Here is a 25,172-nt window from a genome sequence, read left to right on the forward strand (position 1 = left end):
ATATAGTATAATCAAGTGAACCTATAATATCAATACCTTTGGAGGTTTTATGCACAAATGACTGAAAGTGTGACAGTTAATAAAAAGAGAATAAAACAAATCACTCAAACACAAGAGGATATCTTAACAGCTTTTGGCCAACTTTTGGAAGAGTATCCCTATGAGAAAATTCAGATTAGCCAAATTGCCAAGAAATCTGGCTATGCTAGAAGGACCTTTTACCGACACTTTGACAGTCGAGATGACCTACTTACCCTTTTCATCGAAAGACTAACATTAAATCTCTTTAAGCAACTTGGTCAATTGGAGCAACCTACTTTTAGCCAAGTTTTCCAAAATTTTTTTAGTTATTGGTCTGATTATAAATCCCTTCTTCTCATTCTTAGAAAGAATGACCTACTCCCTCAATTTCAACAATCCTGGTTCCGACATATTGATTTGATAGAGTTAGGTCGTGGTGATTTATCTTCCAATACCTATGCTCAGCGATTTGCGATTGGTGGTATTTTCAGTGTTCTAATTGAGTGGATTCATCAGGACTGCCAAACAAGTATCGAAGAATTAACTCAAGTTTCCTTCGATATTATCAATCATTTAAAAAATTAAAAAGAGCTTTGCAGTAGTCTCAACAGCTACTGCAAAGCTCTTTTTGTCATAAACTCTCAAATTATAACTCAGATAAAATAGTATCCCATGATTCATCAAGACCTGTGCGGTCAACAGATGAAAAGACGATGAAATGGTCCTTTTTATCAAAGTTTAACTTCTTCTTAATAGACGACTCATGTTTATTCCACTTGCCACGAGGTATTTTATCTGCCTTTGTCGCTACAATAATTACTGGAATCTCATAGTACTTAAGAAATTCATACATTTGAATATCGTCCGCACTTGGATCATGACGAAAATCAACTAAACTAACAACAACACGAAGGTTATCACGTGTTACAAGGTACTCTTCAATCATCTTGCCCCACTTAGCACGCTCAGTTTTAGACACCTTAGCGTAGCCATATCCAGGGACATCGACAAAACGCAGTTTGTCATCAATGTTATAAAAGTTGAGCAGTTGTGTCTTACCTGGCTTACTCGACGTACGCGCTAGGTTTTTACGACCAAGAAGCGTGTTGATAAAGCTTGATTTACCAACATTTGAACGACCAGCGAGAGCAACTTCTGGGAGATCATCCTGAGGATAATGTGACTTGTTAGCTGCACTCAATAAAATAGACGCATTATGAGTATTTAAAAATTCTTCTGCCATCTCTATCTCCCTAAGCCGTCTCTAAAACAGGCTTGTCAGTACCCTCAACAGCAGCCTTTGTGATACGAACTTTTGTTACATCTTCTTGGCTTGGAATTTCAAACATGATATCAAGCATCGTTTCTTCAATAATAGAACGTAAACCACGTGCACCAGTCTTGCGCTCGATAGCCTTATCAGCGATAGCCAATAGAGCATCCTGGTCAAATTCCAATTCTACACCATCATAAGATAATAAGGTTTGGTATTGTTTAACCAAAGCATTGCGTGGTTCTGTCAGAATACGAACCAGATCTTCTGCAGTAAGAAGTTCTAACGCTGCAACTACTGGTAAACGGCCAATAAACTCTGGAATCAGTCCAAACTTTTGAATATCCTCAGAAATTATCTCTTGCATATAAGAAGCGTTGTCATCAATTTTACGGCTTGTCTGTCCAAAACCAATAACTTTTTCGCCTAAACGTTGCTTCACAAGGTCTTCAATACCATCAAAAGCACCACCGACAATAAAAAGGATGTTCTTGGTATTAATTTGAATCATTTCTTGGTTAGGATGTTTACGCCCACCCTGTGGGGGAACACTTGCTACCGTACCCTCAATAATTTTAAGAAGGGCTTGCTGTACACCTTCACCAGACACATCACGTGTGATAGAAACATTTTCGCCTTTCTTAGCAATTTTATCTATTTCATCAACGTAGATAATACCACGCTCAGCACGTTCGACATTATAATCAGCAGCTTGAATCAATTTAAGAAGAATATTCTCAACATCTTCTCCAACGTATCCTGCTTCGGTCAATGAAGTCGCATCTGCAATAGCAAACGGTACATTAAGGCTTTTAGCCAGTGTTTGTGCTAAGAAGGTTTTTCCTGAGCCAGTTGGACCAATCATCAAAATGTTGGATTTTTGCAAATCTACATCATCGTCACTACTCTCGGTATAACTAACACGCTTGTAATGATTGTAGACAGCAACTGCTAAAGCACGTTTAGCACGATCTTGCCCTACAACATATTGATTTAATATTTCTAATAGTTCCTTAGGTTTTGGTACTTCTGCTAAATCAGCCAGTACTTCCTCAGCTAATTCTTCCTTAATAATTTCTTGTGATAAGGCCACACATTCATTACAAATGAAAACACCATTACCTGCAATAATTTTTTTTACTTCATCTTGGCTTTTGCCACAAAATGAACAATAGACATTCATATCGTTATTACGATTCCCAGCCATTTTTTCCTCAACTTTTCTATTCATTTAATTTAAAATAATGTTCCATAAAAGGCATGGATTGTGTTGACAAGGTTAGTGAAAGCATTCATCAAAAAAACTGTTCCTAATCCATATCTTTTTTTCTTTATAGCAGGAATTGCACATAAAACACAAATCACAGCTAAAAATGCGGTAAAGACCCCAAAAAGGCTACGTTGCATTGAATAGTATTCCTTCCTTATTTTTCAAAATATGTCACAGTAAAAGCATGAGCATTCTGCTCATCCTTTTCAAAATAATCTCTAGAGATAACTTTAAACTCAGATAGATTAACATCAGGAAAATAGGTATCACCTTTGAATTTTCCATGAACTTTAGTTTTTATGATTGCTTCACAATAAGGCAGAAATGCTTTATAAATACTTGCACCACCTACAATAAATAAGGTCTTATTATGTTCCTGAAACCATTTTATAACTTGTTCAACACTATTTAGGACTGTCACTCCATCTGCTTGGAATTGTTCATCTTTTGTTAAGATGATTGTCTCTCTACCAGGTAAAACACGACGGTTCATTCCATCAAAGGTCTTTCGTCCCATAAGCAAAGCCTGCCCCATGGTCGTTTCTTTGAAGTGATGTAACTCTTTAGGAAGCCTCCATGGTAAACCGCCATTAACTCCAATCAAATGGTCTTCATCTTCAGCCCAAATGGCAATTATTTGCTTTGTCATGACTTTTTTCCTCACTAACTTATCTCTAGATATTCTAACAAATTTTACCTCAAATTGCTTGTTAAAAAACATGAGATAGTTAGATTGCTAAATCAAAACGTAATTGAGGTTTAATTGGGTCATAATCAACTAACGCAAAATCATCTGGTTTAATATCAAAAAAGTCTGTTCCATCTGGAACATTCAATACTAGTTTGGGGTTACACTCAGACGGTTGGCGTTTTAAGAGTTCCTGAGCTTGTTCAAACTGGTTATCATAAATATGAAGATTATTGATAAAATAGAAAAACTTCCCAACTCTCCAACCAAAATGCTTTGCAATCATCATCTGAAGTGCTACATACTGCATAGCATTAATATGATGTGCAACTAACATGTCATTAGAACGTTGTGTTAATGTGGCATCCAAATAAAGCTCACCATTAACGCGTCTCACATCAAACATCGTTTGAAAAGCACAAGGTAGTAGGCCTTCTGTTTCTTCAAATGCTTCATAGTCCCATAATGAAATAACATTACGACGATTCCAAGGGTTATCTTCAAGCTGTTTTAAGAGTTTTGATATAATATTATGTTTTTTAACAACTGCACCGTAGCGCTGACCTATCGTGCCAGTATGGCCAACTTCCCAATCATTCCAGTATGTCACACCATATTTATCATTCAAAACTGCTAAATCATTTGTCTGATCTTGATAAATCCAGAAAATTTCTTTAATAGCAGATTTTATTGGAATTGGACGTAGAGTTGTAATAGGAAATTCACCCTTTGATAAATCATACTCTGCAAAGGCACCTGTAATATACTTAGAATTAGCCATTTCCCCATTTTTATATCTAGGTCTGGCTTGCTCGCTAAATACACCTTCAGACATAATTTTCGTGATATTGTCTTTAAATAATAAATCGGCTTTTGTCATGAGATACCTCCAAAGTCTTATTTTATCAGATTTTAAAAAGATATTCTAGTGAGAAACAAGACTTTGAAGGTTAAAGCTTTTTTTCATATTTTTAGCTTCTTTATGGTAAAATGGAATTTAGCAAAAATGACTTTTATTCAGAAAGGTTTACCAATGAAAATAGGAATTGATAAGATTGGTTTTGCAACCAGTCAATATGTCCTTGAAATGACTGATTTGGCTATTGCTCGCCAAGTTGACCCTGAAAAATTCAGCAAGGGATTATTGTTAGATTCACTTAGTATTACGCCAGTTACAGAAGATATCGTTACACTTGCAGCTTCTGCAGCTAATGATATTTTATCTGATGAGGACAAAGAAACTATTGATATGGTGATTGTCGCTACAGAATCAAGTATCGATCAGAGTAAGGCGGCTTCTGTCTATGTACATCAACTTTTAGAGATTCAACCTTTCGCAAGGTCATTCGAGATGAAAGAAGCATGCTATAGCGCAACTGCTGCTCTTGATTACGCTAAATTACATGTAGAAAAACATCCAGATTCTAAAGTATTAGTGATAGCTTCAGATATTGCTAAATATGGCATTAAATCTACTGGAGAATCCACTCAAGGTGCAGGCAGTATCGCTATGCTTATTAGTCAAAATCCATCCATTCTAGAGCTAAAAGAGGACCATCTAGCGCAAACCCGTGATATTATGGACTTTTGGCGACCAAATTATTCTGATGTTCCTTATGTTAATGGCATGTTTTCAACAAAACAATATCTAGATATGCTAAAAACTACTTGGAAAGTATATCAAAAACGTTTTAATACTAGTCTAAGTGACTATGCTGCTTTTTGTTTCCATATTCCTTTTCCAAAATTAGCTTTAAAGGGCTTTAATAAAATTCTAGATAATAACTTAGATGAACAAAAGAAAGCTGAACTACAAGAAAATTTTGAGCACTCTATTACCTATAGTAAGAAAATTGGAAATTGCTATACTGGCTCATTGTATCTAGGACTTCTATCGTTACTAGAAAATAGTCAAAATTTAAAAGCAGGTGATCAAATTGCCTTCTTTTCATACGGTAGCGGAGCTGTTGCTGAAATTTTTACCGGTCAGTTAGTAGACGGCTACCAAAATAAACTTCAGAGCGATCGTATGGATCAACTCAATAAACGTCAAAAAATTACAGTAACTGAGTATGAGAAACTCTTCTTTGAAAAAACAATCCTAGACGAAAATGGAAATGCTAACTTCAACACCTACCGGACTGGCACTTTTTCTCTAGACTCTATTTGCGAACATCAACGTATCTACAAGAAAATTAATAATTAATATGACAAAAATTTCCTGGACAGGATTTTCAAAAAAATCCCCTGAAGAACGTATTCATTACCTTGAAGAACAAGATTTTTTAGCTGATTCTTCCCTAGAAATAGTGACGAATCAGGACTTACTCTCTTTATCACTAGCCAATCAAATGGCTGAAAATGTCATCGGTCGAATAGCCTTACCATTTTCACTTGTCCCAGATGTTTTGGTTAACGGTAAAGTCTATCAAGTCCCATATGTCACTGAAGAACCGTCAGTTGTTGCTGCTGCAAGTTTTGCTGCTAAAATTATAAAACGATCTGGTGGTTTTCTGACAACCGTCCATAATCGTAAAATGATTGGACAAGTAGCCCTTTATGATGTACAAGATAGTCAACACACTAAAGAATCTATATTAAATCAAAAACAGCAATTATTAGAAATAGCCAACGCTGCTCATCCATCAATAGTCAAGCGTGGAGGCGGTGCTTGCGACCTAACTATTGAGATTAAAGAAGACTTTTTGATTGTTTACCTTATGGTTGATACAAAAGAAGCCATGGGTGCTAATATGGTTAACACCATGATGGAAGCATTATCTTCGCCATTAGAAGACATTTCAAAAGGCAAAAGCTTAATGTCAATTTTATCTAACTATGCTACCGAATCTTTAGTGACTGCTACATGCCGAGTTGATTTAAGATTTCTAAGTCGCCAAAAAGAGGAGGCCATCAAGTTAGCTCAAAAAATGACGATGGCAAGTCAATTAGCTCAAGTAGACCCTTATCGTGCTAGCACACATAATAAAGGTATTTTTAATGGCATTGATGCTATCGTCTTAGCTACTGGAAATGATTGGCGAGCTATTGAAGCTGGAGCGCATACCTATGCTGTCAAAGATGGGCAATATCGAGGATTATCTAGATGGTCTTATAAGGTTGATGATAATTGCCTAGAAGGTACTCTGACGCTACCGATGCCTGTTGCAACAAAAGGTGGATCCATTGGTATTAACCCTAGTGTCCACCTAGCTCACGATCTACTAGGTCGTCCTAATGCTAAAGAGTTGGCAAGTATTATTCTTTCGATTGGACTAGCTCAAAATTTTGCGGCTCTTAAGGCATTGGTTAGCACAGGAATTCAAGCTGGTCACATGAAACTTCAAGCAAAGTCGTTGGCACTACTTGCTGGAGCTAAAGAAGAACAAATTTCAGAAGTCGTTAAACAGCTTCTAGACTCTAAACACATGAATCTAGAGACAGCACAAAAAATTGTCAATAAACTTACTAAAAGTAAAAAAAGAATTTGAGAAAAATCATCTCAAATTCTTTTTTTACTTGACTTGAATTTCCATAAGTGTATAATCTAGTTATAAAGACTAGATTATATGGAGTTTTAAAATGAATAAAAATCAATACCCAAAATGGGAAGAATTACCTGAACTAGATTTGTATCTTGACCAAGTACTTCTCTATGTGAATCAATTAATTAATCCTAAAACAATAACTAACGATAAACTACTCACCGCTTCGATGATCAACAATTATGTCAAACATAATTATATATCCAAACCTATAAAAAAAAAATACAATCGCCGTCAAGTAGCACGATTGATTGTTATTACAGCTTTTAAACAAATTTTTGCTATTCAAGAAATCAGTCAAACATTAGAACTTCTGACAGCTGACAATCATTCTGAAGAAGCATATAACGGATTTGCTGCTTGTATGAACAAAGAAGAGGTTCACGATTTACCACCAGTTGTCATTAGTGCCTGTCAGACGTTGAACCTTTATCAAGAAACACAAAAATTAGTTTTAGAACTAGGAGGAAAAAATAAAAATGCTTAAAGAAATGTCTATCAAATTAAGTCCTCAACTTTCCTTTGGCGAAGAGCTTGCAAATAGTATCACTCACGCTGTAGGAGCTTTGCTTATGCTAATCCTATTACCAATCACCGCTGTCTATAGTCACAACCACTTCGGATTACAAGCAGCACTTGGTACCTCAATATTCGTCACTTCTTTATTTTTGATGTTTTTATCATCAAGTATTTACCACTCCATGACTTATAACAGTCTTCAAAAATATGTTCTACGCATGATTGATCACTCTATGATTTATATTGCTATTGCAGGTAGTTATACTCCTGTCGCATTGTCACTTATTGGCGGCTGGTTAGGATATCTCATCATTTTTTTACAATGGGGGATTACATTATTTGGTATCCTTTATAAAATCTTCGCTCCCAAAATCAATGATAAATTTAGCCTTGTACTTTACCTCATTATGGGATGGCTGGTTATCTTTATTTTCCCTGCTATTATCACAAAAACTGGACCAGCTTTTTGGGGATTACTCTTGGCTGGTGGTATTTGCTATACTATCGGTGCACTCTTTTATGCTCGCAAACGTCCTTATGATCACATGATTTGGCACCTTTTTATTCTATTAGCTTCTATTTTACAATACATTGGAATTGTCTACTTCATGCTATAAAATTTAACTACATTTTATTGATTATTTTTTTGCTAAACCATGATATAATAATAATCATCTAAATCTTAGAGAGAAGGCGTGGACATATGAAAAGTGCTTATATCTTTTTTAATCCAAAATCTGGTAAAGATGAACAAGCATTGGCAAAAGAAGTAAAATCTTATTTAATAGAACATGATTTTCAAGACGATTATGTTCGTATTATTACACCTTCATCTGTTGAGGAAGCTGTCGCCTTAGCAAAAAAAGCATCTGAAGACCATATCGACTTGGTTATTCCTTTAGGGGGAGATGGCACTATTAATAAAATCTGTGGTGGTGTCTACGCTGGTGGTGCTTATCCTACTATCGGACTAGTACCTGCCGGGACCGTCAATAACTTTTCAAAAGCTTTGAACATCCCGCAAGAGAGGAATCTCGCTCTTGAAAACCTTCTAAACGGTCATGTAAAGTCCGTAGATATCTGTAAAGTTAATGACGATTACATGATTAGCAGTTTAACACTTGGTCTCCTTGCTGATATTGCTGCTAATGTCACTTCTGAAATGAAGCGTAAATTAGGCCCTTTTGCTTTCTTAGGTGATGCCTACCGTATATTAAAGCGTAATCGATCATATTCTATCACTCTTGCTTACGATAATAATGTACGGTCTTTACGCACGCGGTTACTCCTTATTACCATGACCAATTCGATTGCCGGTATGCCAGCCTTCTCTCCAGAAGCAACAATTGATGATGGACTTTTTAGAGTCTACACTATGGAACATATTCACTTCTTCAAATTATTGTTGCATCTAAGACAATTTCGTAAGGGAGATTTTAGTCAAGCAAAGGAGATAAAACATTTTCATACCAATAATCTGACTATTTCAACTTTTAAACGTAAAAAATCAGCTATCCCTAAAGTTCGTATTGATGGCGATCCAGGTGACCAATTACCTGTAAAAGTTGAAGTCATCCCTAAAGCCTTAAAGTTTATCATTCCTAACTCATTACCATAATATAAAAGGACCTAGACATAAGTATTAGAGTAAATACTATCTGTCTAGGTTCTTTTTTGTTATACTTAAAGCAATAAATATCATTGAAAGGAAGTATACGATGACAACATTTACTGCTAAATTTATTGACCAAGAGTGGGAAGTCCCAGTAGAATCAGGTCGCTACCATATGATTGTTGGGGAATTTTGTCCTTATGCACAACGTCCGCAGATTGCGCGCCAACTGCTTGGTTTGGATAAACATATTTCTATCAGTTTTGTGGATGATGTTCCAAGTGATATAGGACTTATTTTTAGCCAACCAGAACAGGTCACTGGTGCTAAGTCGCTTCGTGATATTTATCATTTGACTGACCCGACCTACCAAGGTCCTTATACTATCCCAATTTTAATTGACAAGACCGATAATCGTATTGTCTGTAAGGAATCTGCAGATTTGCTTCGACTTTTTACTACAGATTTCTCTGATTTGCATCAAGAGGATGCTCCTGTCCTTTTCAGCCAAGAAACTGCTTCACTTATTGATAATGACATTAAAGACATTAATAAGAACTTCCAAAGCTTAATGTATAAGTTAGCTTTTCTTGATAAACAAGCAGATTATGATACTTATAGTAAGGAATTCTTCACTTTTCTAGATCAAAAAGAACACTTACTAGGACAACGTCCTTTCTTGCTCGGAGATAATCTAAGTGAGGTTGATATTCATTTCTTTACACCATTAGTCCGATGGGATATTGCTGGGCGTGATCTTCTACTACTTAATCAGAAAGCGCTAGAAGACTACCCAAATATTTTTTCTTGGGCTAAAACTTTATACAATGACTTTAATTTAAAAACATTAACCAATCCACAATCCATAAAAAATAACTATTACTTAGGCAAATTTGGAAGAGCTGTTCGTCATCATACCATCGTCCCAACAGGTCCAAATATGGCAAAATGGGAAAAATAAAGCTAAAAAGCTAAGGCAATTCACAGCCTTAGCTTTTTAGCTATACTAGTCCAAAGTGGACCAATCAAATTCAATAAAAGTCTTGAAGAGATCTCCATAAGTACCACTGTAAGCAATATCTTTATCTTTATAAGTCATTTTCGTAATAGGATAATTGTCAGGAACAGTAACACATCCCATTAAAACTCGAATAAAATCATTTGGATTTTCAAAAACTTGGCATCGTTCAGTGTCGTAAGCATCTTTATAATACAGTTTAATCATCTTATTACCTCTGACGTTTTACAAGGAAACTTTGACAGGAAGCTATATCTACTTCACAAAAATAATATCATTTAGCATTGGCTTCCTTCAATTGACCATACAATATATAATTGACTTGTCGTAAATCAGTTATTTTTTTACAATTCAGTGCACACATTATCATTCTTAAATCTTCTTTCCAAGAATTGAGAATTGCAATAACATCATCTACAGGATAACGCTCAACTAATTCTAAAACTGTTCTAGAAAGTCCAACAGCTTTAGCACCCAACACTAAACATTTTACCATATCTAAAGGATGACGAATGCCACCAGATGCTAGGATATCCATTTTGTCCATCATAGATTGAGCGTTTATTAAGGATTGAGCTGTTGTTTGCCCCCAGGTATTGAGATACGAACGGTCGCGTCCACGTTGATTTTCGATGTAAGCAAAACTAGTCCCCCCACGCCCCGAAATATCTACAGTTGTGATACCTATATCGTAAGCATCCTTTATTGATTGTAAATCCATCCCAAAACCAACCTCTTTTAAAATAAGTGGGCATTGGATATTGTCGACGTATTCTTTTAAGTGAGAACGCCACATGTGAAATTCACGCTCTCCTTCAGGCATCAAAAGTTCTTGCATCACATTAACATGAACTTGTAAAAAAATGGGGTTCATAGCCTTAACGGTTGACTCTGCTGCTGGTACAGGCTTGTCTAACCCTATATTTGTCGCCAGTTTTAAATCAGGATACAAGTCTGTTGTTGGGTAGGAATCATCTTCATCGTTTTTGAGAGCTGCCGAATATGAACCTGTCACCATAACAATCCCTGTAGCTTGAGCAACCTGTGCCAATTTATGATTGACTGCTTTCCCTTTTTCACTACCGCCTGTCATAGCATTGATATAAAAAGGAAATTCAAAGCTTTGACCAGCAAAATGTGTTGATAAATCGATATCGTTGACATTATATTTTGGTAAGGATGAATGTATTAACTCAATATCGTCAAAACTATTATAATGCGACTGATATTTAAGAGCATATTTTATGTGATCATCTTTTCGATTTGTCATGACAGTGTCTCCTTACTAAGTAGTTCAATACCAGCACTCTCCCAACGCTTGATTAGAGTTTGATTATCATTTTTATTAAAGGATATGGCTATACCACAATCGCCTCCTCCAGATCCTGAAGATTTTGTGACTATATCTAGGCCTTTGCTTGCCTCTTTAAGCTTTTGAAGTTTATCGGTGTAAATAGATGGATGAAGATTAAATAATAGCAAGCTAATTTCTTCTAAACATCTCTTAATCGCTTCTTTATCTCCTTCTTTAAAGGCTGAAAGTAACTGGACAACTTGATACTTTGTATCATCTAAAAAACGCTGCGTAATAGTTGATTTAACTATATTTATCATTTCTTTTGAAATGGACGGTTGCATTGTCCATCCCACTAAAAAATCCATCTCCAATAAAGCTTGTATTTTGGTAATACGATAACCCCATTCAGCTTCCAATACTTGTTCCAAAGGTTTTGTTTCAATCATTTTTGAAACAGCCCTACGATCAAAAGCTGAATAAGAAATTAAATGCTCATAAGCAATACAAGCAATATCTCCCATTGAGCCATTATCACCTCTTTTTAAGAGAACATAGGCAGATAATTTAAAAAGCAAGTCGCTTGGCATCTCTATCTCATAAAGCGCAGCCATAGCTTTAATAGTCAAAACGACAACACTTCCGCTAGAGCCTATACCAAATTTAAGTCCATAGCGCTCTAATTTTCCCGTAATTTCGAGGTGAATCGGTTTTATATTTTTGCCAAAATTAATCAACCATTCTTCCATAAGCAATATCGTTTCCTGAATGAGACTATATTGCTTATCTGGCTGTAAGCTTGCCGTATAGTTAAACATATCAGAATAAAGGCTGTAGTTATCTGCAAAAGTAGCTAATGCAGTCATATAAATAGGAACGTTCTTTAAAATAGCTACTTGCCCAGGATACAGTATCGCGTATTCACCTGCAATATATAATTTGCCACCTGTTTGCACCTTAACCATCTGCTAATTCCTTTGTCGTTGAAACAATAATACGATAATCTTTCTCCAAGATAGCAGCTAATGCCTCAAGGTCTTGACGTAAGCAAAGTACTTTAACATTTGGACCCGCATCCATCGTATAATAACATTCATGACCTTTTTCGCGAAGTTTCTTCACAACATCCATAGCTTTATATGTCTCTTCTGTCAAATATGAAAAGGCTGGAGTTGCTGTTTTAGTTGTTGAGTGCATTGCAAGTGCATTACGCTCTGTCAGTTGACCTACCTTTTGAAAATCATTATTTTTTAGGTATACTAACATATCTTGATAATCTTGTTCAGATTGCCTTACCCATTCATTAAAAGTAGTTGAAGTTTCGGTGCAGATTTTCATACCTTCACGGCTTGAAATCGGCTTTCTTTTGTCATTTAAGACCAGCATAATCATAGCTAAATCTAAATTAGTGTGAACTTTATAGATATCACCACTATCTTTATCCCAAGCAGCAACAGGTCCAAAAAAAGAGCGTGAAGAGGAGCCTGAAGCAAACTTGGCTTCTTGAGCTAGCTGTGATTGGCTAAGGTTAGTACCAAAAAAATCATTGCAGGCCTTTACTAAGGCTGATAAACCACTTGATGACGATGATAAGCCTGCAGCTGTTGGCATATTATTAGTTGTTTCAATCTTTACAAAGCCGGACCTATTTTGTCGAAAGCGATCCAAGATAGCTGACATTTTGTCATGTTCATGATCATTTTGAAGAACACCAGAGATGTAAAATTCATCTTTCTTAGCATCCTTCCCAAGGGCAGTCAAACGTGTTTCAGTGTACATGTTTTCAAGTGTTAGAGAAATACTACTGGTAGCTGGAATCATTTTTTCAGCATCTGCTTTTCCCCAATATTTGATAATAGCAATGTTAGCATAAGACTTAACACTTATACTTTTTCCGTCCATGTGTTGACAGCTCCTTCTCTTTCTAATTGCTGACTTAAGCGCTCAGCTTCTCTTTTTTCTTTTACAAGTGCGATAATACAACCACCTAATCCGCCGCCACTCATTTTAGCGCCTAGAGCACCACAACTAATAGCTACCTCTACCAGATGATCAGCTTCTAAACTTGAGACACCCAATTGTTTTAAACTTTGATGTGCTTTAGTCATCAAGCTACCAAGTTGTTTGGAATCACTTTTATGAATAGCATCCTCTGATGCCTCTGCTAAATAACCTAATTCTTTTAAAAAGGGTAGTACTGCCTCGCCAGATAATTTCACCTTATCCACTGCTTCTTTAGTATGCCCATGAATTCCTGTATCAGCAATAACTAAATAAGCATTCAAATGCATGGGTACTGTTGAAAAACCAATATTGCGGATAAATTTAATAGTATTTTCACTAAGACAAGTTTTTGCATCTAATCCACTCGGATTTGAATGTGCTATCATTTCTGCTCGATTAACAAGGCATTCTAACAAATCTGCCTCCAAATCTTCATCAAAATAATCAAAAACTGCACGAATAGCTGCAATAGCAACTGCAGCTGATGATCCCATACCACGTCTTTCTGGGACTTGTGACTCAATATGATATGCAATTTTAGAAGAAGTTTTACCTAAATAGTCCAAGGCAGCAAAAATGGCTGTCGACAAAGGATCAGTCATATCTAATGCTATTAATTGAGGAGCCTCTTCAATAAGGCAAGTTACTTCAATATTTTTTAAAGGAATAGCAATGGCTGGATAACCATATACTACTGAGTGCTCACCCATCAAGATAATCTTGCTATGAGCCTTTCCTATACCAAACTTTTCTTTCATCTTTTTCTCTTTACAATTCTATTACCTTACTATTTTAATATAAATCCTTAAAAAAAGCGACTTTAACGTGATAATAACATAAATTAAAGGAACTACAATTGCAGTCCCTTTAATCTTAAATGTAAATGACAAAGGTAATGGTATCATGTTTATAATTCACATCGATACTTCCTTTAAATAGATGCACCAAACTAGTTACGATAGAAAGACCAATACCATATCCCGATTTTTTGTTATTATGTGACTCATCCTCTCGATAAAATCGTTCAAAAAACTTGCTATAGTCTATGTCTTTACCATTCTTATAAGTATTTGAAACTTCAAGCTTAGCTCGTCTCAAACGACTTGAACGTGATAACTTAACTGTCACAGTCCCCATAGGATCACAATACTTATTAGCATTATCAACCAATAATGTAACCAATTCAAATAATGATTTTTCTTCAGCTTTGACATGAATACCTGGTTGGATACTCATTATAAAGTCTTTACCATCTTTAATGATTGGACCTTTAAAATCTTCTGCAGCATCTTTTGTAATATGTGAAAAGTCTAAGTCAACCATACTTATATCAGGCTGTTCTTCAAAGCGGGCAAGACTGACCATGCCATTAATTAGACCCGTTAAACGTTGGATTTGATCATTTGTAGATTTAGTCCACTCTGATTCACCACTCATCATTTCCACCAATTCATTATTAGCGGAGATGATAGCAAGTGGAGTTTTTAGTTCATGTCCTGCATTGGTAATAAAACGCCTTTGCTTTTCATAGTTAGCAACAAATGGTAAGATAACTCTCCCTGATAAAACTGAAACAATTACCATGAAGACGATAAAACTTACCAAGGACATCCATATTGAAAGTTGCAATAATCTTTGATTATCAAGATATTGGTTGGTTGTATCTAAAAATACCACTAAATAATCATTTTTACCAACCTTTTTTAGTAGATAAGAATAAGTACTAAAATTATAGGTGATATGACCTGAATGACTATTTTGTGATACGATACGCTTGGCATAATTTTTTATTTGCCTATCGCTTACTTCAAAGATATTTCTAGAATCAAAACTAGTCACGTTACCTTTTGCATCTGTTCGCGCACTGAAATAACGGAATTGGAAAATAGCGTCCGTTGATAGGTCATCACCTAATTCTTTACTAAATTCAAGTTTATTCGGTATACGTCCATTGTTGTCTGCAAGGATAGTTAACACACGATAAATTTCATTCTTCGTTTGATAGTGATTAGCAGAGTTGAGGACACCGACTACTGAAAATAAGACAACAAGAATAGCTAGCGCAGCTATTCCGATAAAACGAAGTCGTAAATTTCTAAACATTAGCCACCATTTATTTCACTTAATTTATAGCTACTACCTTCTTGACCAATAATCTCCAAGTTAGCACCAATTGCCTGCAATTTTTGTCTCAAATAAGAAACATAGATAAAGATGTATCCCTCATCTACATCTTCTTGGTCCTTATCTGCTCCCCAGACATGTTCGAAAAGTTGTTGTGTAGATAATTCTTTATCATGGTTCAACATGAAAAATGCTAACATTTTAGCTTCTTTACCCGCTAGACGAATAGTGTTTTCACATTGCAACTCTTGTTCACCGACTGATAAGGTTACTCTTCCCAATGACAATACATTAGGTGTGAAATCTTCCAATCTTCGGGACATAGAGCGAAGCCTTGCTAATAATTCTTTTAGAGAGAAGGGTTTTGTTAAATAATCATCTGCACCAGCATCTAGACCTGTTACTCTATCATCAATTTCTGCCATGGCTGTTAGCATAATAATGTGAGATTTATTTCCTGATTGTCTAATTTCTTTGACAGCCTCAACACCTGTTTTAACAGGCATCATGACATCCATAACCATGACATCATATGCATTTTGATTAGCTAAATCAATAGCAGTCTGACCATCGTAGGCGACATCAACAACATAACCTTGATGACTAATTGCCGTACTAAGGACACGTGACATCTGTTCTTCATCTTCTGCAATTAATACTCTCATTTTATTCCTTCTTTGTTCCACTCTCTATCAATTGACGAATCGTTTGCATCGTTAAATCAACAGATGCTATTTCATCAGCACAACGTTTTAATTCTCTTACAATTCGTTCGGGATTTTCAATATCATGCTTGTATTTCATCTGATGTTCTAAACTAGCCCAAGAATCTTGCGCAATTGTACGCAACTGAATCTCCATGTAATATTTACCTTCTGAATTACCCAAACAGTCCGGATAGGGAGTATCAATTTCTAAAATCACATGGTAAGAGCGATACCCATTTGGCTTAACATGCTGGATATAGTCTTTTTCAACTACAATACGACAATCATCAAATGTCTTAATACGTTCTACAATTTGATAAATGTCGTTAACAAAACCACAAATAATACGGACTCCAATACTATCTCTAATAACTTTTAGTGCAGAATCTACTGTTACAGGTAACTGTTTACGACGACATTTCTCTATCATACTATCTGATGTCTTAATACGACCAATGATATGTTCGTACAATTTATAGCCTGTTTCAACCTTAGCTTTATCATTTTCTAATTGGATACGCTGACTGAAATCTTCTAAAATTAATGGTAGATATCGACCATAATCTCCATAAATATTTGTTTCCATAAGAAACCTTCCTATTCTCTCTTAAGCTCCATTATATCATAGAAACTTAAGGCAAACTAAAAAGGAATGAGAATTTTTTCTTCCCATTTCCTTCTAAAATGTTTATGTTAAGCTGATTCGAATTGAGAATTATACAGATCAGCATAAAAACCACTTTGAGACATCAAAACATCATGATTGCCTTGCTCAATGATATTCCCATCTTTCATGACCAAAATCAAGTCTGCGTTTTTAATCGTTGATAAACGATGTGCGATAACAAATGATGTTCTTCCTTCCATAAGTTTGTCCATAGCTTTTTGAATTAACTCTTCTGTACGTGTATCAACAGATGAAGTTGCTTCATCTAAGATAAGTAAGGGAGAATTTTTCAAAAGAGCTCGAGCAATGGTTAATAATTGCTTTTGTCCAACTGACAATGTCACAGCGTCATCAAGGACAGTATCATACCCTTTAGGTAGTGTCATTATAAAATGATGTATACCGACTGCCTTAGCAGCTTCTTGAACCTCATCATCACTGATTGTCGTCTGGTTAAAAATCAAATTTTCTTTAATAGTTCCCTCAAACAACCATGTATCTTGAAGAACCATCGAGAAAGCATCATGAACTTGACTACGTTTCATGTCTTGGATATTGATGTCATCTATGGAAATACTACCTGAATTAACATCATAAAAACGCATCAATAAATTAACAATTGTCGTTTTACCTGCGCCAGTTGGTCCTACAATAGCAACTTTCTGACCAGGCTGTGCCTCCGAAGTAAAGTCATGAATAATAGTCTTGTTATCACTATAACCAAACTTGACATGTTCAAAGGACACATGCCCCTTAAACTTAGGAAGATTTAACACTTTGTGTTTATCCTCTTGCATATTTGTTTCATTTAAAAATTCAAAAACACGTCCCATGGCTGCACTAGCAGACTGTAATTGTGTAATTCCTTGAGCAATCTGACCAATAGGCTGTGTAAAAATACGAACATAGGTCATAAAAGCAACAATTGTACCCATAGTAATTGTTCCTTTGATAGCTAACATGGCACCAACCACACACACCATCACATAACCAAAATTACCAATAAACTGCATCAGAGGCATCATAATTCCAGAGAAAAATTGTGATTTCCACATGGAACTGTGAAGTTTATCATTTAATAGTTGAAAATCTGACTTAGCCTGCTGTCTTGCATTATGACTAGTAACAATGTTGTGTCCTGAGTAAATTTCTTCTACATATCCAGATATATTAGCCAAATTCACCTGTTGCTTTTTAAATAAAGGCTGACTCTTCACCATAATGATTGAAGAAAGAGCGAATCCTGAAAATACCGATATAATCGCCGTTGTTGCTAAATGCCAATCTGTTTTGAACATCATAATTAATGAACCAACCAATAACACTGTAGATGCAACCATAGTAACTAAACTTTGGTTAAAAGACTGTGTCATCAAATCCACATCATTTGTAACACGAGATAAAGTATCACCTTGAGTATGGCTATCAAAATAACTCAAAGGTATTTTATTGATTTTATCAGCAATAGCATTGCGCATACCTTGAGCAAATTTTTGAATAATAGTCGTCACAATAAAACTTGCTAGATAGGATACTAATGCACCTAAAACATATAATACTGCCAATTGCCCTGCAATATGACCGATTTTGGCTAAGTCAATATTACCAGCCAAGCCTTTTACCATAAGATCCGTCATCTCTTTAAGACGGTCTGGTCCTATAACTGTTGTCAAGCTTGATAAAGTTGCTAACACAATTGCTAACGCAAAAAGAAGTTTGTAACCTTTGAGGTACGGAGATAAATTAGAGAAAAAAGACGTTTTTTGTGATTTAGTTTTCATTTTCCAATTCCTCCTTAGACAATTGAGAATAGGCTATCTCTTGATATACTTCATTATTTGATAACAATTCCTTATGTGTTCCTTGCCCAACAACTTTACCTTGATCTAGCACTAAAATGAGATCAGCATCCATGATAGTTGAAATGCGTTGAGCGACAATTAATTTCGTCATAGCAGCTGTTTTTTCTTTCAGCACATGGCGTAAAATATGATCTGTTTTATAATCTAACGCTGAAAATGAGTCATCAAAAATGAGAATTTCAGGGTGACGTGCTAAAGCACGTGCGATTGCCAAGCGTTGTTTTTGTCCTCCTGAAAAGTTACTACCACCTTGAGCGACTTCTGTATCTAATCCTTTTTCTTTAGCTTCTATAAATTCTTTAGCTTGCGCTAATTCGAGTGCTTGCCAAATTTGTTCATCACTAAGTTCCTCCCTGCCACTCTCTCCAAAAATCATATTAGAACGTACTGTCCCACTAAAGAGAACAGCTTTCTGTGGAATATAGCCAATTTTATTATTCAAATCATTGTGAGAGTATTCCTTTATATCAATGCCATCAAGTTTAATTGACCCCTCTGTGGCGTCATAAAAACGTGGAACTAAATTGACTAAAGTGGATTTTCCAGAACCTGTAGACCCAATAAATGCCACTGTCTGACCAGTATCTGCTTTGAAAGATACATGTTCAATAACCGCTTCAGAATCTTTACTATAATGAAATGACACATCTTGAAACTCAATTTGACCTTTTGGTGCACTTTGGATATGACTATTTTCTTTAAAAGTTACTGTTGGGGCTAAAGTTAGTACCTCATTAATACGTCTAGCCGATACTAAAGCACGAGGCATGATGATAAAAATAGCTACCATCATCATAAATCCCATAACAACTTGCATAGCATAAGATGAAAAAACAACCATGTTTGAAAAAAGATCCACTCGATCAGTGATAGCTGATTTAGCAGCCAATACAGATACACTTGTTCCTGTAACTTTAGGCACAGAAATATCATTAATCAAATAAGAGCCAATCCAATAAATAGCTAAAGTCAATCCAGATGAAACCACTGTCATCACAGGATTCATAAGCGACATCAATCTATAAACAAAAAGGTTCAATTTTGTTAAATCGTCATTTTCACGTTTGAACTTATCTGTTTGATACTTTTCAGCATTGTAGGCACGAATAACTCTAACACCAGAGAGTGCCTCTCTAGTAGTTGCATTAAGCGCATCTGTAAAACCTTGGATTTGACGTTGTCTCGGAAAAGCAAGTAAGAGTAGAACGCTAAGTAATATCATAACGATAATAACCGCTACTCCAACTGCCCCAGTCCATTGATCGCTTTTACCCCCAATTTTAGTCAAGGCCCATATTGCCATAATTGGTCCACGGGTAACAACCTGCATTCCCATTACAATAAGGATCTGTAGCTGAGTCAAGTCGTTAGTTGTGCGCGTTAATAGAGAGGGGATAGAAAATCGCTTAATTTCTGCATCAGAATAATCCATCACATGGTTAAAAATATCTGAACGTAATCGACTAGTAAAACTAGCTGCTGTCCTAGCACCTAAAAAACCTACCATTACTGCTACTAAAAAACTACCAAATGAAAAAGCAAGCATTTTTAGTCCAGGATCCCAAAGAGCCTCTAACTTTGTACCTTTAGTTTGCAACATACGTGTGATATCAGACATATATTCTGGAGTCTTTAGGTCCATCCAAACCGCTAGACACACTAATATAGTACTCGCCACAATCATCAACCATTCTTTACCATTGAGTCGCTTGAAAATATTAAACATCGCAAACTCCTTTTACTTTCATATTTATCCTATTATCCTAAAATAGTTAATCAAAATCTTCCATCGCCATATTTTTAGCTAATGTTCTAATAACCTTTTTGGTAGTACGTATCTCTTCTTTAGTAATACCTGCTAACATGGTACTGTGCAATTTTTCTAAGAAAATTTCAAATTGTGTAGCCTTTTGTTTACCTAGATGAGTCAAATAAAGGTATTTCACACGCTTATCTGTCTTAGATGGAACAATCGCAATAAATCCATTTTTTTCCATCCGTTTTACCAAATTAGACGCTACAGACTTAGAAATGTGTAAAATTTCTTCAGCATCTTTTATAGACATATCCTTGTCAGGATGTTTATAGAGATGCATCACTAAGTGTCCTTGTGGACCCGCTAAATGTTCAACATCATACTCTTTTGCATAACGATCTAAATACTTTTCAAGTTGATTAACAAGTATTCGTGCTTTTTGAAGAGGATTCTCCATAATAATACTCCTTTAATAGTTATCGTGAGAACTATTTTAAAACAACCTTTATTAATTGTCAATTAAAAGTTACCGTGAGAACTATTTTTACATTAATATTTCTAAAAAACACCTATCATTCGTCAAATAAAAAATGATTTCGCTTACTTTTTAATATTAAAAATATATGTTCGCTTTTTATATTTTTAATTATAAATTTATATTGATTTTTAATGTAAATGATAGTAAAATACAAATGTAATACTTATTTAATTTACAGGAGATTTAAATGAAAAAGAAAATTATTTTGAAAAGTAGTGTCCTTGGTTTAGTCGCTGGGACTTCTATTATGTTCTCAAGCGTATTCGCTGACCAAGTCGGCGTCCAAGTTATAGGCGTCAATGACTTTCATGGTGCACTTGACAATACTGGAACAGCAAATATGCCTGACGGAAAAGTTACTAATGCTGGCACTGCTGCTCAATTAGATGCTTATATGGATGATGCTCAAAAAGATTTCAAACAAACTAACCCTAATGGTGAAAGCATTAGAGTTCAAGCTGGTGATATGGTTGGAGCAAGTCCAGCTAACTCAGGGCTTCTTCAAGATGAACCAACCGTTAAAACATTTAATGCAATGAATGTTGAGTATGGCACATTAGGTAACCATGAATTTGATGAAGGTTTGGCAGAATACAATCGTATCGTTACTGGAAAGGCCCCTGCTCCAGATTCTAATATAAATAATATTACGAAATCATACCCACACGAAGCTGCAAAACAAGAAATTGTAGTGGCAAACGTTATTGATAAAGTTAACAAACAAATCCCTTACAATTGGAAACCTTACACTATTAAAAATATTCCTGTAAATAACAAAAGTGTGAACGTTGGCTTTATCGGAATCGTTACCAAAGACATCCCAAACCTTGTCTTACGTAAAAATTATGAACAATATGAATTTTTAGATGAAGCTGAAACAATCGTTAAATACGCCAAAGAATTACAAGCTAAAAATGTCAAGGCTATTGTAGTCCTTGCTCATGTACCTGCAACAAGCAAGGATGATATTGCTGAAGGTGAAGCAGCAGAAATGATGAAAAAAGTCAATCAACTCTTCCCTGAAAATAGCGTAGATATTGTCTTTGCTGGACACAATCATCAATATACAAATGGTCTTGTTGGTAAAACTCGTATTGTACAAGCGCTCTCTCAAGGAAAAGCCTATGCTGATGTACGTGGTGTCCTAGATACTGATACACAAGATTTCATTGAAACCCCTTCAGCTAAAGTAATTGCAGTTGCTCCTGGTAAAAAAACAGGTAGTGCCGATATTCAAGCCATTGTTGACCAAGCTAATACTATCGTTAAACAAGTAACAGAAGCTAAAATTGGTACTGCCGAGGTAAGTGGCATGATTACGCGTTCTGTTGATCAAGATAATGTTAGTCCGGTAGGCAGCCTCATCACAGAGGCTCAACTAGCAATTGCTCGAAAAAGCTGGCCAGATATCGATTTTGCCATGACAAATAATGGTGGCATTCGTGCTGACTTACTCATCAAACCAGATGGAACAATCACCTGGGGAGCTGCACAAGCAGTTCAACCTTTTGGTAATATCTTACAAGTCGTCGAAATTACTGGTAGAGATCTTTATAAAGCACTCAACGAACAATACGACCAAAAACAAAATTTCTTCCTTCAAATAGCTGGTCTGCGATACACTTACACAGATAATAAAGAGGGCGGGGAAGAAACACCATTTAAAGTTGTAAAAGCTTATAAATCAAATGGTGAGGAAATCAATCCTGATGCAAAATACAAATTAGTTATCAATGACTTTTTATTCGGTGGTGGTGATGGCTTTGCAAGCTTCAGAAATGCCAAACTTCTAGGAGCCATTAATCCCGATACAGAGGTATTTATGGCCTATATCACTGATTTAGAAAAAGCTGGTAAAAAAGTGAGCATTCCAAATAATAAACCTAAAATCTATGTCACTATGAAGATGGTTAATGAAACTATTACACAAAATGATGGTACATATAGCATTATTAAGAAACTTTATTTAGATCGACAAGGAAATATTGTAGCACAAGAGATTGTATCAGACACTTTAAACCAAACAAAATCAAAATCTACAAAAATCAACCCTGTAACTACAATTCACAAAAAACAATTACACCAATTTACAGCTATTAACCCTATGAGAAATTATGGCAAACCATCAAACTCCACTACTGTAAAATCAAAACAATTACCAAAAACAAACTCTGAATATGGACAATCATTCCTTATGTCTGTCTTTGGTGTTGGACTTATAGGAATTGCTTTAAATACAAAGAAAAAACATATGAAATAATAAAAATAGGTTTGGATAAAATATCCAAACCTATTTTTATATCAATATGCCTTCCAAATGATCTAACTCGTGTTGACAAATTTGAGCTGGAAAATCTGTCAACTTGATTTGCTGTTCTTTCCAATTGATATCACGATAAGAAATCGTAATGTGATGATATCGTTGTGTACTTCTGCAACCTACGAGAGAAAGGCAAGATTCTTCTGTCTCATATGGATCCGATTTTGCAACTAATACAGGGTTAAACATTACTAAATTTGTAATACCCACATTGATGATAATGACACGCTTCAGACTACCAATCATATTGGCTGCCATACCTACACAATAATTTTGATTAGCATGCAAAGTATCCTGTAAATCTTTTGCTAAGCTCACATCTGCTCTACTAGCCATTTGTGATTTTTGTTGTAAAAAGAAAGTATCTCTAACAATTGGTTTTATCATTTATTTTAACCTAACTCTATTATGATAATACTAGTATACCATAGGTTAGCTAAGGACTATGATAAGAGATTAAACAATACCTTGTGCAGACATAGCTTGAGCAACTTTTAAAAAGCCTGCAATGTTAGCACCTAGAACCAGGTTACCACTATCGCCAAATTCATCAGCCGCTTTGGAAGCATTCACAAAAATAGTTTTCATAATACGTTGCAATTCTTGATCAACTTCTTCAAAAGTCCATGCCCTACGACTAGAATTTTGTGCCATTTCAAGCGCTGAAACAGCTACTCCTCCTGCATTGGCAGCTTTAGCAGGACCAAAAGCAACCCCTGCCTTTTGGAAAACTTTAATAGCACCCAAGGTAGATGGCATATTTGCTCCTTCTGTTACTGCCAAGACACCATTTTCAACTAATAACTTAGCGTCTTCTTCGTCTAATTCGTTTTGAGTAGCACACGGGAAAGCTAAATCTGCTTTAATAGACCAGATACTACCTTGATCTGCTGGTGTGAAATTAGCTTTTGGATGTTTCTCCGTATATTTAACAATACGTGCTCTTTCAACCTCTTTTATCTGTTTCAATGTTTCAAGGTCAATACCGTCTGGATCATAAACATAACCTGAAGAATCTGACACAGCTACAACAGTTGCACCCAACTCTTGTAATTTTTCAGTAGCATAAATAGCCACGTTACCAGATCCCGAAACCAGTGCAACTTTGCCAGTTAAATCTTGACCACGCGCTGCCAGCATTTCTTTAGCAAAATAGACTGCCCCATAACCAGTTGCTTCTGTACGAGCCAAAGAGCCACCATAAGTCAGTCCTTTTCCGGTTAAAACCCCATTTTGATAACCATTTAAACGCTTATATTGACCATAAAGATAACCAATTTCACGTCCACCTACTCCAATATCGCCAGCTGGCACATCTAAATCTGGTCCAATGTATTTTTGAAGTTCGGTCATAAAACTTTGTGTGAAACGCATCACTTCATTATCTGATTTCCCTTTTGGATCAAAGTTCGACCCTCCTTTGCCACCACCAATTGGTAGACCTGTCAGTGAATTCTTAAAAATTTGTTCAAATCCTAAAAATTTGACAATAGATTGTGTTACTGTAGGGTGAAAACGTAAACCACCTTTATAAGGACCAATAGCTGATGAAAATTGTACACGATATCCTCGGTTAACTTGAACTTGGCCTTTATCATCTACCCATGGAACTCTAAAAGAAATCACGCGCTCAGGCTCAACCAAACGTTCTAAAAGATTTTCTTCAATGTACTGAGGGTATTTATCAAAAACTGGTACTAGTGACTCAAAAACCTCTTCAACCGCTTGTAGAAATTCTTCCTCATGCTCATTTTGCTTCTTCACTTTCTCTAAAACACTTGCTACATATGTCTTTCCGCTTGTCATTTATTTTCCTCCGTATTGTTTTAATATAGTTAGCATTATAAATTGTCAGAATTTTCTTGTCAACTATTTGCTATGGTATCATTATTAGGAGCAATTTTAAAGGTAATTATTTGACTTTTACTGACTTTCGTTCTATAATGAGACAAAT

At 35.6% G+C, this 25,172-nt stretch carries 25 protein-coding genes; 8 read left to right on the forward strand and 17 right to left on the reverse strand.

Features of this window, described 5'->3' with window-relative positions:
* Positions 1-57: 57 nt before the first annotated feature.
* A complete protein-coding gene (locus A6J68_RS08080; protein WP_000140663.1) occupies positions 58-606 on the forward strand; it encodes a TetR/AcrR family transcriptional regulator in 549 nt (182 codons plus the stop codon).
* A gap of 61 nt (positions 607-667) precedes the next feature.
* Here A6J68_RS08080 and yihA read toward each other — a convergent pair whose 3' ends face one another.
* From yihA to A6J68_RS08105, 4 genes are all read right to left on the reverse strand, one after another.
* Positions 668-1,264 carry a ribosome biogenesis GTP-binding protein YihA/YsxC gene (gene yihA, locus A6J68_RS08085; RefSeq protein ID WP_000796925.1) on the reverse strand — a complete coding sequence of 199 codons (597 nt, stop codon included), beginning with the start codon at positions 1,262-1,264 and terminating at the stop codon, positions 668-670.
* Positions 1,265-1,274: 10 nt separating this feature from the next.
* Positions 1,275-2,501: an ATP-dependent Clp protease ATP-binding subunit ClpX gene (gene clpX / locus A6J68_RS08090; RefSeq protein ID WP_000918415.1), complete on the reverse strand. Its 1,227-nt coding sequence runs from the start codon at positions 2,499-2,501 to the stop codon at positions 1,275-1,277.
* A gap of 217 nt (positions 2,502-2,718) precedes the next feature.
* On the reverse strand, positions 2,719-3,213 hold the full coding sequence (locus tag A6J68_RS08100; RefSeq protein ID WP_000166043.1) for a dihydrofolate reductase: 495 nt from the start codon (positions 3,211-3,213) through the stop codon (positions 2,719-2,721).
* A 79-nt stretch (positions 3,214-3,292) separates the two neighbouring features.
* Positions 3,293-4,132, reverse strand: coding sequence for a thymidylate synthase (locus tag A6J68_RS08105; RefSeq protein WP_000158595.1), 840 nt, complete (start codon positions 4,130-4,132; stop codon positions 3,293-3,295).
* Between the two features lie 153 nt (positions 4,133-4,285).
* On the opposite strand from A6J68_RS08105, the gene A6J68_RS08110 reads away from it, so the two are divergent.
* The 6 genes from A6J68_RS08110 (at position 4,286) to A6J68_RS08135 (ending at position 9,889) form a co-directional block, all read left to right on the forward strand.
* The gene (locus A6J68_RS08110; RefSeq protein WP_001874012.1) at positions 4,286-5,458 is read left to right on the forward strand and encodes a hydroxymethylglutaryl-CoA synthase; all 1,173 of its coding nucleotides are present in this window, start codon (positions 4,286-4,288) and stop codon (positions 5,456-5,458) included.
* Between the two features lies 1 nt (position 5,459).
* Entirely contained in the window at positions 5,460-6,743 is a 1,284-nt protein-coding gene (locus A6J68_RS08115) for a hydroxymethylglutaryl-CoA reductase, degradative (protein ID WP_000161690.1), read from the forward strand.
* A 91-nt stretch (positions 6,744-6,834) separates the two neighbouring features.
* Positions 6,835-7,284: a DUF1836 domain-containing protein gene (locus A6J68_RS08120; protein WP_001039192.1), complete on the forward strand. Its 450-nt coding sequence runs from the start codon at positions 6,835-6,837 to the stop codon at positions 7,282-7,284.
* On the forward strand, positions 7,277-7,933 hold the full coding sequence (gene trhA / locus A6J68_RS08125) for a PAQR family membrane homeostasis protein TrhA (RefSeq protein ID WP_000910676.1): 657 nt from the start codon (positions 7,277-7,279) through the stop codon (positions 7,931-7,933). Before A6J68_RS08120 ends, trhA begins: the two co-directional genes overlap by 8 nt.
* A gap of 86 nt (positions 7,934-8,019) precedes the next feature.
* The gene (locus A6J68_RS08130) at positions 8,020-8,934 is read left to right on the forward strand and encodes a diacylglycerol/lipid kinase family protein (protein WP_000833755.1); all 915 of its coding nucleotides are present in this window, start codon (positions 8,020-8,022) and stop codon (positions 8,932-8,934) included.
* Positions 8,935-9,034: 100 nt separating this feature from the next.
* Positions 9,035-9,889 carry a glutathione S-transferase C-terminal domain-containing protein gene (locus tag A6J68_RS08135; protein WP_000206690.1) on the forward strand — a complete coding sequence of 285 codons (855 nt, stop codon included), beginning with the start codon at positions 9,035-9,037 and terminating at the stop codon, positions 9,887-9,889.
* Between the two features lie 45 nt (positions 9,890-9,934).
* Here A6J68_RS08135 and A6J68_RS08140 read toward each other — a convergent pair whose 3' ends face one another.
* The 11 genes from A6J68_RS08140 to A6J68_RS08190 all read right to left on the reverse strand — a co-directional run bounded on the left by A6J68_RS08140 (position 9,935) and on the right by A6J68_RS08190 (position 20,817).
* Positions 9,935-10,153, reverse strand: coding sequence for a DUF4649 family protein (locus A6J68_RS08140; RefSeq protein ID WP_000594209.1), 219 nt, complete (start codon positions 10,151-10,153; stop codon positions 9,935-9,937).
* Positions 10,154-10,220: 67 nt separating this feature from the next.
* Positions 10,221-11,216: a type 2 isopentenyl-diphosphate Delta-isomerase gene (fni, locus tag A6J68_RS08145; RefSeq protein ID WP_000184890.1), complete on the reverse strand. Its 996-nt coding sequence runs from the start codon at positions 11,214-11,216 to the stop codon at positions 10,221-10,223.
* Positions 11,213-12,205 carry a phosphomevalonate kinase gene (locus tag A6J68_RS08150; protein WP_000241524.1) on the reverse strand — a complete coding sequence of 331 codons (993 nt, stop codon included), beginning with the start codon at positions 12,203-12,205 and terminating at the stop codon, positions 11,213-11,215. The genes fni and A6J68_RS08150 overlap by 4 nt, the downstream gene beginning before the upstream one ends.
* Positions 12,198-13,142 (reverse strand): diphosphomevalonate decarboxylase, encoded by a 945-nt coding sequence (gene mvaD, locus A6J68_RS08155; RefSeq protein WP_000348822.1) that lies wholly within the window; start codon positions 13,140-13,142, stop codon positions 12,198-12,200. Before mvaD ends, A6J68_RS08150 begins: the two co-directional genes overlap by 8 nt.
* Positions 13,124-14,002: a mevalonate kinase gene (mvk, locus tag A6J68_RS08160; RefSeq protein ID WP_070469352.1), complete on the reverse strand. Its 879-nt coding sequence runs from the start codon at positions 14,000-14,002 to the stop codon at positions 13,124-13,126. Before mvk ends, mvaD begins: the two co-directional genes overlap by 19 nt.
* A 115-nt stretch (positions 14,003-14,117) precedes the next feature.
* Entirely contained in the window at positions 14,118-15,347 is a 1,230-nt protein-coding gene (locus A6J68_RS08165) for a sensor histidine kinase (protein ID WP_000489528.1), read from the reverse strand.
* The gene (locus tag A6J68_RS08170; protein ID WP_001264417.1) at positions 15,347-16,033 is read right to left on the reverse strand and encodes a response regulator transcription factor; all 687 of its coding nucleotides are present in this window, start codon (positions 16,031-16,033) and stop codon (positions 15,347-15,349) included. Before A6J68_RS08170 ends, A6J68_RS08165 begins: the two co-directional genes overlap by 1 nt.
* Before the next feature lies 1 nt (position 16,034).
* Entirely contained in the window at positions 16,035-16,661 is a 627-nt protein-coding gene (locus tag A6J68_RS08175) for a GTP pyrophosphokinase family protein (protein ID WP_000449644.1), read from the reverse strand.
* A gap of 107 nt (positions 16,662-16,768) precedes the next feature.
* Positions 16,769-18,523: an ABC transporter ATP-binding protein gene (locus A6J68_RS08180; RefSeq protein WP_000851088.1), complete on the reverse strand. Its 1,755-nt coding sequence runs from the start codon at positions 18,521-18,523 to the stop codon at positions 16,769-16,771.
* Positions 18,513-20,330 (reverse strand): ABC transporter ATP-binding protein, encoded by a 1,818-nt coding sequence (locus A6J68_RS08185; RefSeq protein WP_000481812.1) that lies wholly within the window; start codon positions 20,328-20,330, stop codon positions 18,513-18,515. Before A6J68_RS08185 ends, A6J68_RS08180 begins: the two co-directional genes overlap by 11 nt.
* A gap of 46 nt (positions 20,331-20,376) precedes the next feature.
* Positions 20,377-20,817, reverse strand: coding sequence for a MarR family winged helix-turn-helix transcriptional regulator (locus tag A6J68_RS08190; protein ID WP_000431168.1), 441 nt, complete (start codon positions 20,815-20,817; stop codon positions 20,377-20,379).
* A 268-nt stretch (positions 20,818-21,085) separates the two neighbouring features.
* Here A6J68_RS08190 and A6J68_RS08195 point away from each other — a divergent pair, with 268 nt between their 5' ends.
* Entirely contained in the window at positions 21,086-23,158 is a 2,073-nt protein-coding gene (locus A6J68_RS08195) for a surface-anchored 5'-nucleotidase (RefSeq protein ID WP_000726928.1), read from the forward strand.
* A 36-nt stretch (positions 23,159-23,194) separates the two neighbouring features.
* On the opposite strand, the gene A6J68_RS08200 is transcribed toward A6J68_RS08195, so the two are convergent.
* Both A6J68_RS08200 and gdhA read right to left on the reverse strand, forming a co-directional pair.
* Entirely contained in the window at positions 23,195-23,605 is a 411-nt protein-coding gene (locus tag A6J68_RS08200; RefSeq protein WP_000594935.1) for a peptide deformylase, read from the reverse strand.
* A 69-nt stretch (positions 23,606-23,674) separates the two neighbouring features.
* Positions 23,675-25,024, reverse strand: coding sequence for an NADP-specific glutamate dehydrogenase (gdhA, locus tag A6J68_RS08205; RefSeq protein ID WP_000200442.1), 1,350 nt, complete (start codon positions 25,022-25,024; stop codon positions 23,675-23,677).
* Positions 25,025-25,172: the final 148 nt, after the last annotated feature.

Source organism: Streptococcus sp. 'group B', from assembly GCF_002073795.1.
Lineage (GTDB): Bacteria > Bacillota > Bacilli > Lactobacillales > Streptococcaceae > Streptococcus > Streptococcus agalactiae.

Excerpts from the sequence above, each read along its gene's own strand:
- A6J68_RS08080 (WP_000140663.1), top strand. The coding sequence starts at position 58 with ATGACTGAAAGTGTGACAGTTAATAAAAAGAGAATAAAACAAATCACT.
- yihA (WP_000796925.1), bottom strand. The coding sequence starts at position 1,264 with ATGGCAGAAGAATTTTTAAATACTCATAATGCGTCTATTTTATTGAGT.
- clpX (WP_000918415.1), bottom strand. The coding sequence starts at position 2,501 with ATGGCTGGGAATCGTAATAACGATATGAATGTCTATTGTTCATTTTGT.
- A6J68_RS08100 (WP_000166043.1), bottom strand. The coding sequence starts at position 3,213 with ATGACAAAGCAAATAATTGCCATTTGGGCTGAAGATGAAGACCATTTG.
- A6J68_RS08105 (WP_000158595.1), bottom strand. The coding sequence starts at position 4,132 with ATGACAAAAGCCGATTTATTATTTAAAGACAATATCACGAAAATTATG.
- A6J68_RS08110 (WP_001874012.1), top strand. The coding sequence starts at position 4,286 with ATGAAAATAGGAATTGATAAGATTGGTTTTGCAACCAGTCAATATGTC.
- A6J68_RS08115 (WP_000161690.1), top strand. The coding sequence starts at position 5,460 with ATGACAAAAATTTCCTGGACAGGATTTTCAAAAAAATCCCCTGAAGAA.
- A6J68_RS08120 (WP_001039192.1), top strand. The coding sequence starts at position 6,835 with ATGAATAAAAATCAATACCCAAAATGGGAAGAATTACCTGAACTAGAT.
- trhA (WP_000910676.1), top strand. The coding sequence starts at position 7,277 with ATGCTTAAAGAAATGTCTATCAAATTAAGTCCTCAACTTTCCTTTGGC.
- A6J68_RS08130 (WP_000833755.1), top strand. The coding sequence starts at position 8,020 with ATGAAAAGTGCTTATATCTTTTTTAATCCAAAATCTGGTAAAGATGAA.
- A6J68_RS08135 (WP_000206690.1), top strand. The coding sequence starts at position 9,035 with ATGACAACATTTACTGCTAAATTTATTGACCAAGAGTGGGAAGTCCCA.
- A6J68_RS08140 (WP_000594209.1), bottom strand. The coding sequence starts at position 10,153 with ATGATTAAACTGTATTATAAAGATGCTTACGACACTGAACGATGCCAA.
- fni (WP_000184890.1), bottom strand. The coding sequence starts at position 11,216 with ATGACAAATCGAAAAGATGATCACATAAAATATGCTCTTAAATATCAG.
- A6J68_RS08150 (WP_000241524.1), bottom strand. The coding sequence starts at position 12,205 with ATGGTTAAGGTGCAAACAGGTGGCAAATTATATATTGCAGGTGAATAC.
- mvaD (WP_000348822.1), bottom strand. The coding sequence starts at position 13,142 with ATGGACGGAAAAAGTATAAGTGTTAAGTCTTATGCTAACATTGCTATT.
- mvk (WP_070469352.1), bottom strand. The coding sequence starts at position 14,002 with ATGAAAGAAAAGTTTGGTATAGGAAAGGCTCATAGCAAGATTATCTTG.
- A6J68_RS08165 (WP_000489528.1), bottom strand. The coding sequence starts at position 15,347 with ATGTTTAGAAATTTACGACTTCGTTTTATCGGAATAGCTGCGCTAGCT.
- A6J68_RS08170 (WP_001264417.1), bottom strand. The coding sequence starts at position 16,033 with ATGAGAGTATTAATTGCAGAAGATGAAGAACAGATGTCACGTGTCCTT.
- A6J68_RS08175 (WP_000449644.1), bottom strand. The coding sequence starts at position 16,661 with ATGGAAACAAATATTTATGGAGATTATGGTCGATATCTACCATTAATT.
- A6J68_RS08180 (WP_000851088.1), bottom strand. The coding sequence starts at position 18,523 with ATGAAAACTAAATCACAAAAAACGTCTTTTTTCTCTAATTTATCTCCG.
- A6J68_RS08185 (WP_000481812.1), bottom strand. The coding sequence starts at position 20,330 with ATGTTTAATATTTTCAAGCGACTCAATGGTAAAGAATGGTTGATGATT.
- A6J68_RS08190 (WP_000431168.1), bottom strand. The coding sequence starts at position 20,817 with ATGGAGAATCCTCTTCAAAAAGCACGAATACTTGTTAATCAACTTGAA.
- A6J68_RS08195 (WP_000726928.1), top strand. The coding sequence starts at position 21,086 with ATGAAAAAGAAAATTATTTTGAAAAGTAGTGTCCTTGGTTTAGTCGCT.
- A6J68_RS08200 (WP_000594935.1), bottom strand. The coding sequence starts at position 23,605 with ATGATAAAACCAATTGTTAGAGATACTTTCTTTTTACAACAAAAATCA.
- gdhA (WP_000200442.1), bottom strand. The coding sequence starts at position 25,024 with ATGACAAGCGGAAAGACATATGTAGCAAGTGTTTTAGAGAAAGTGAAG.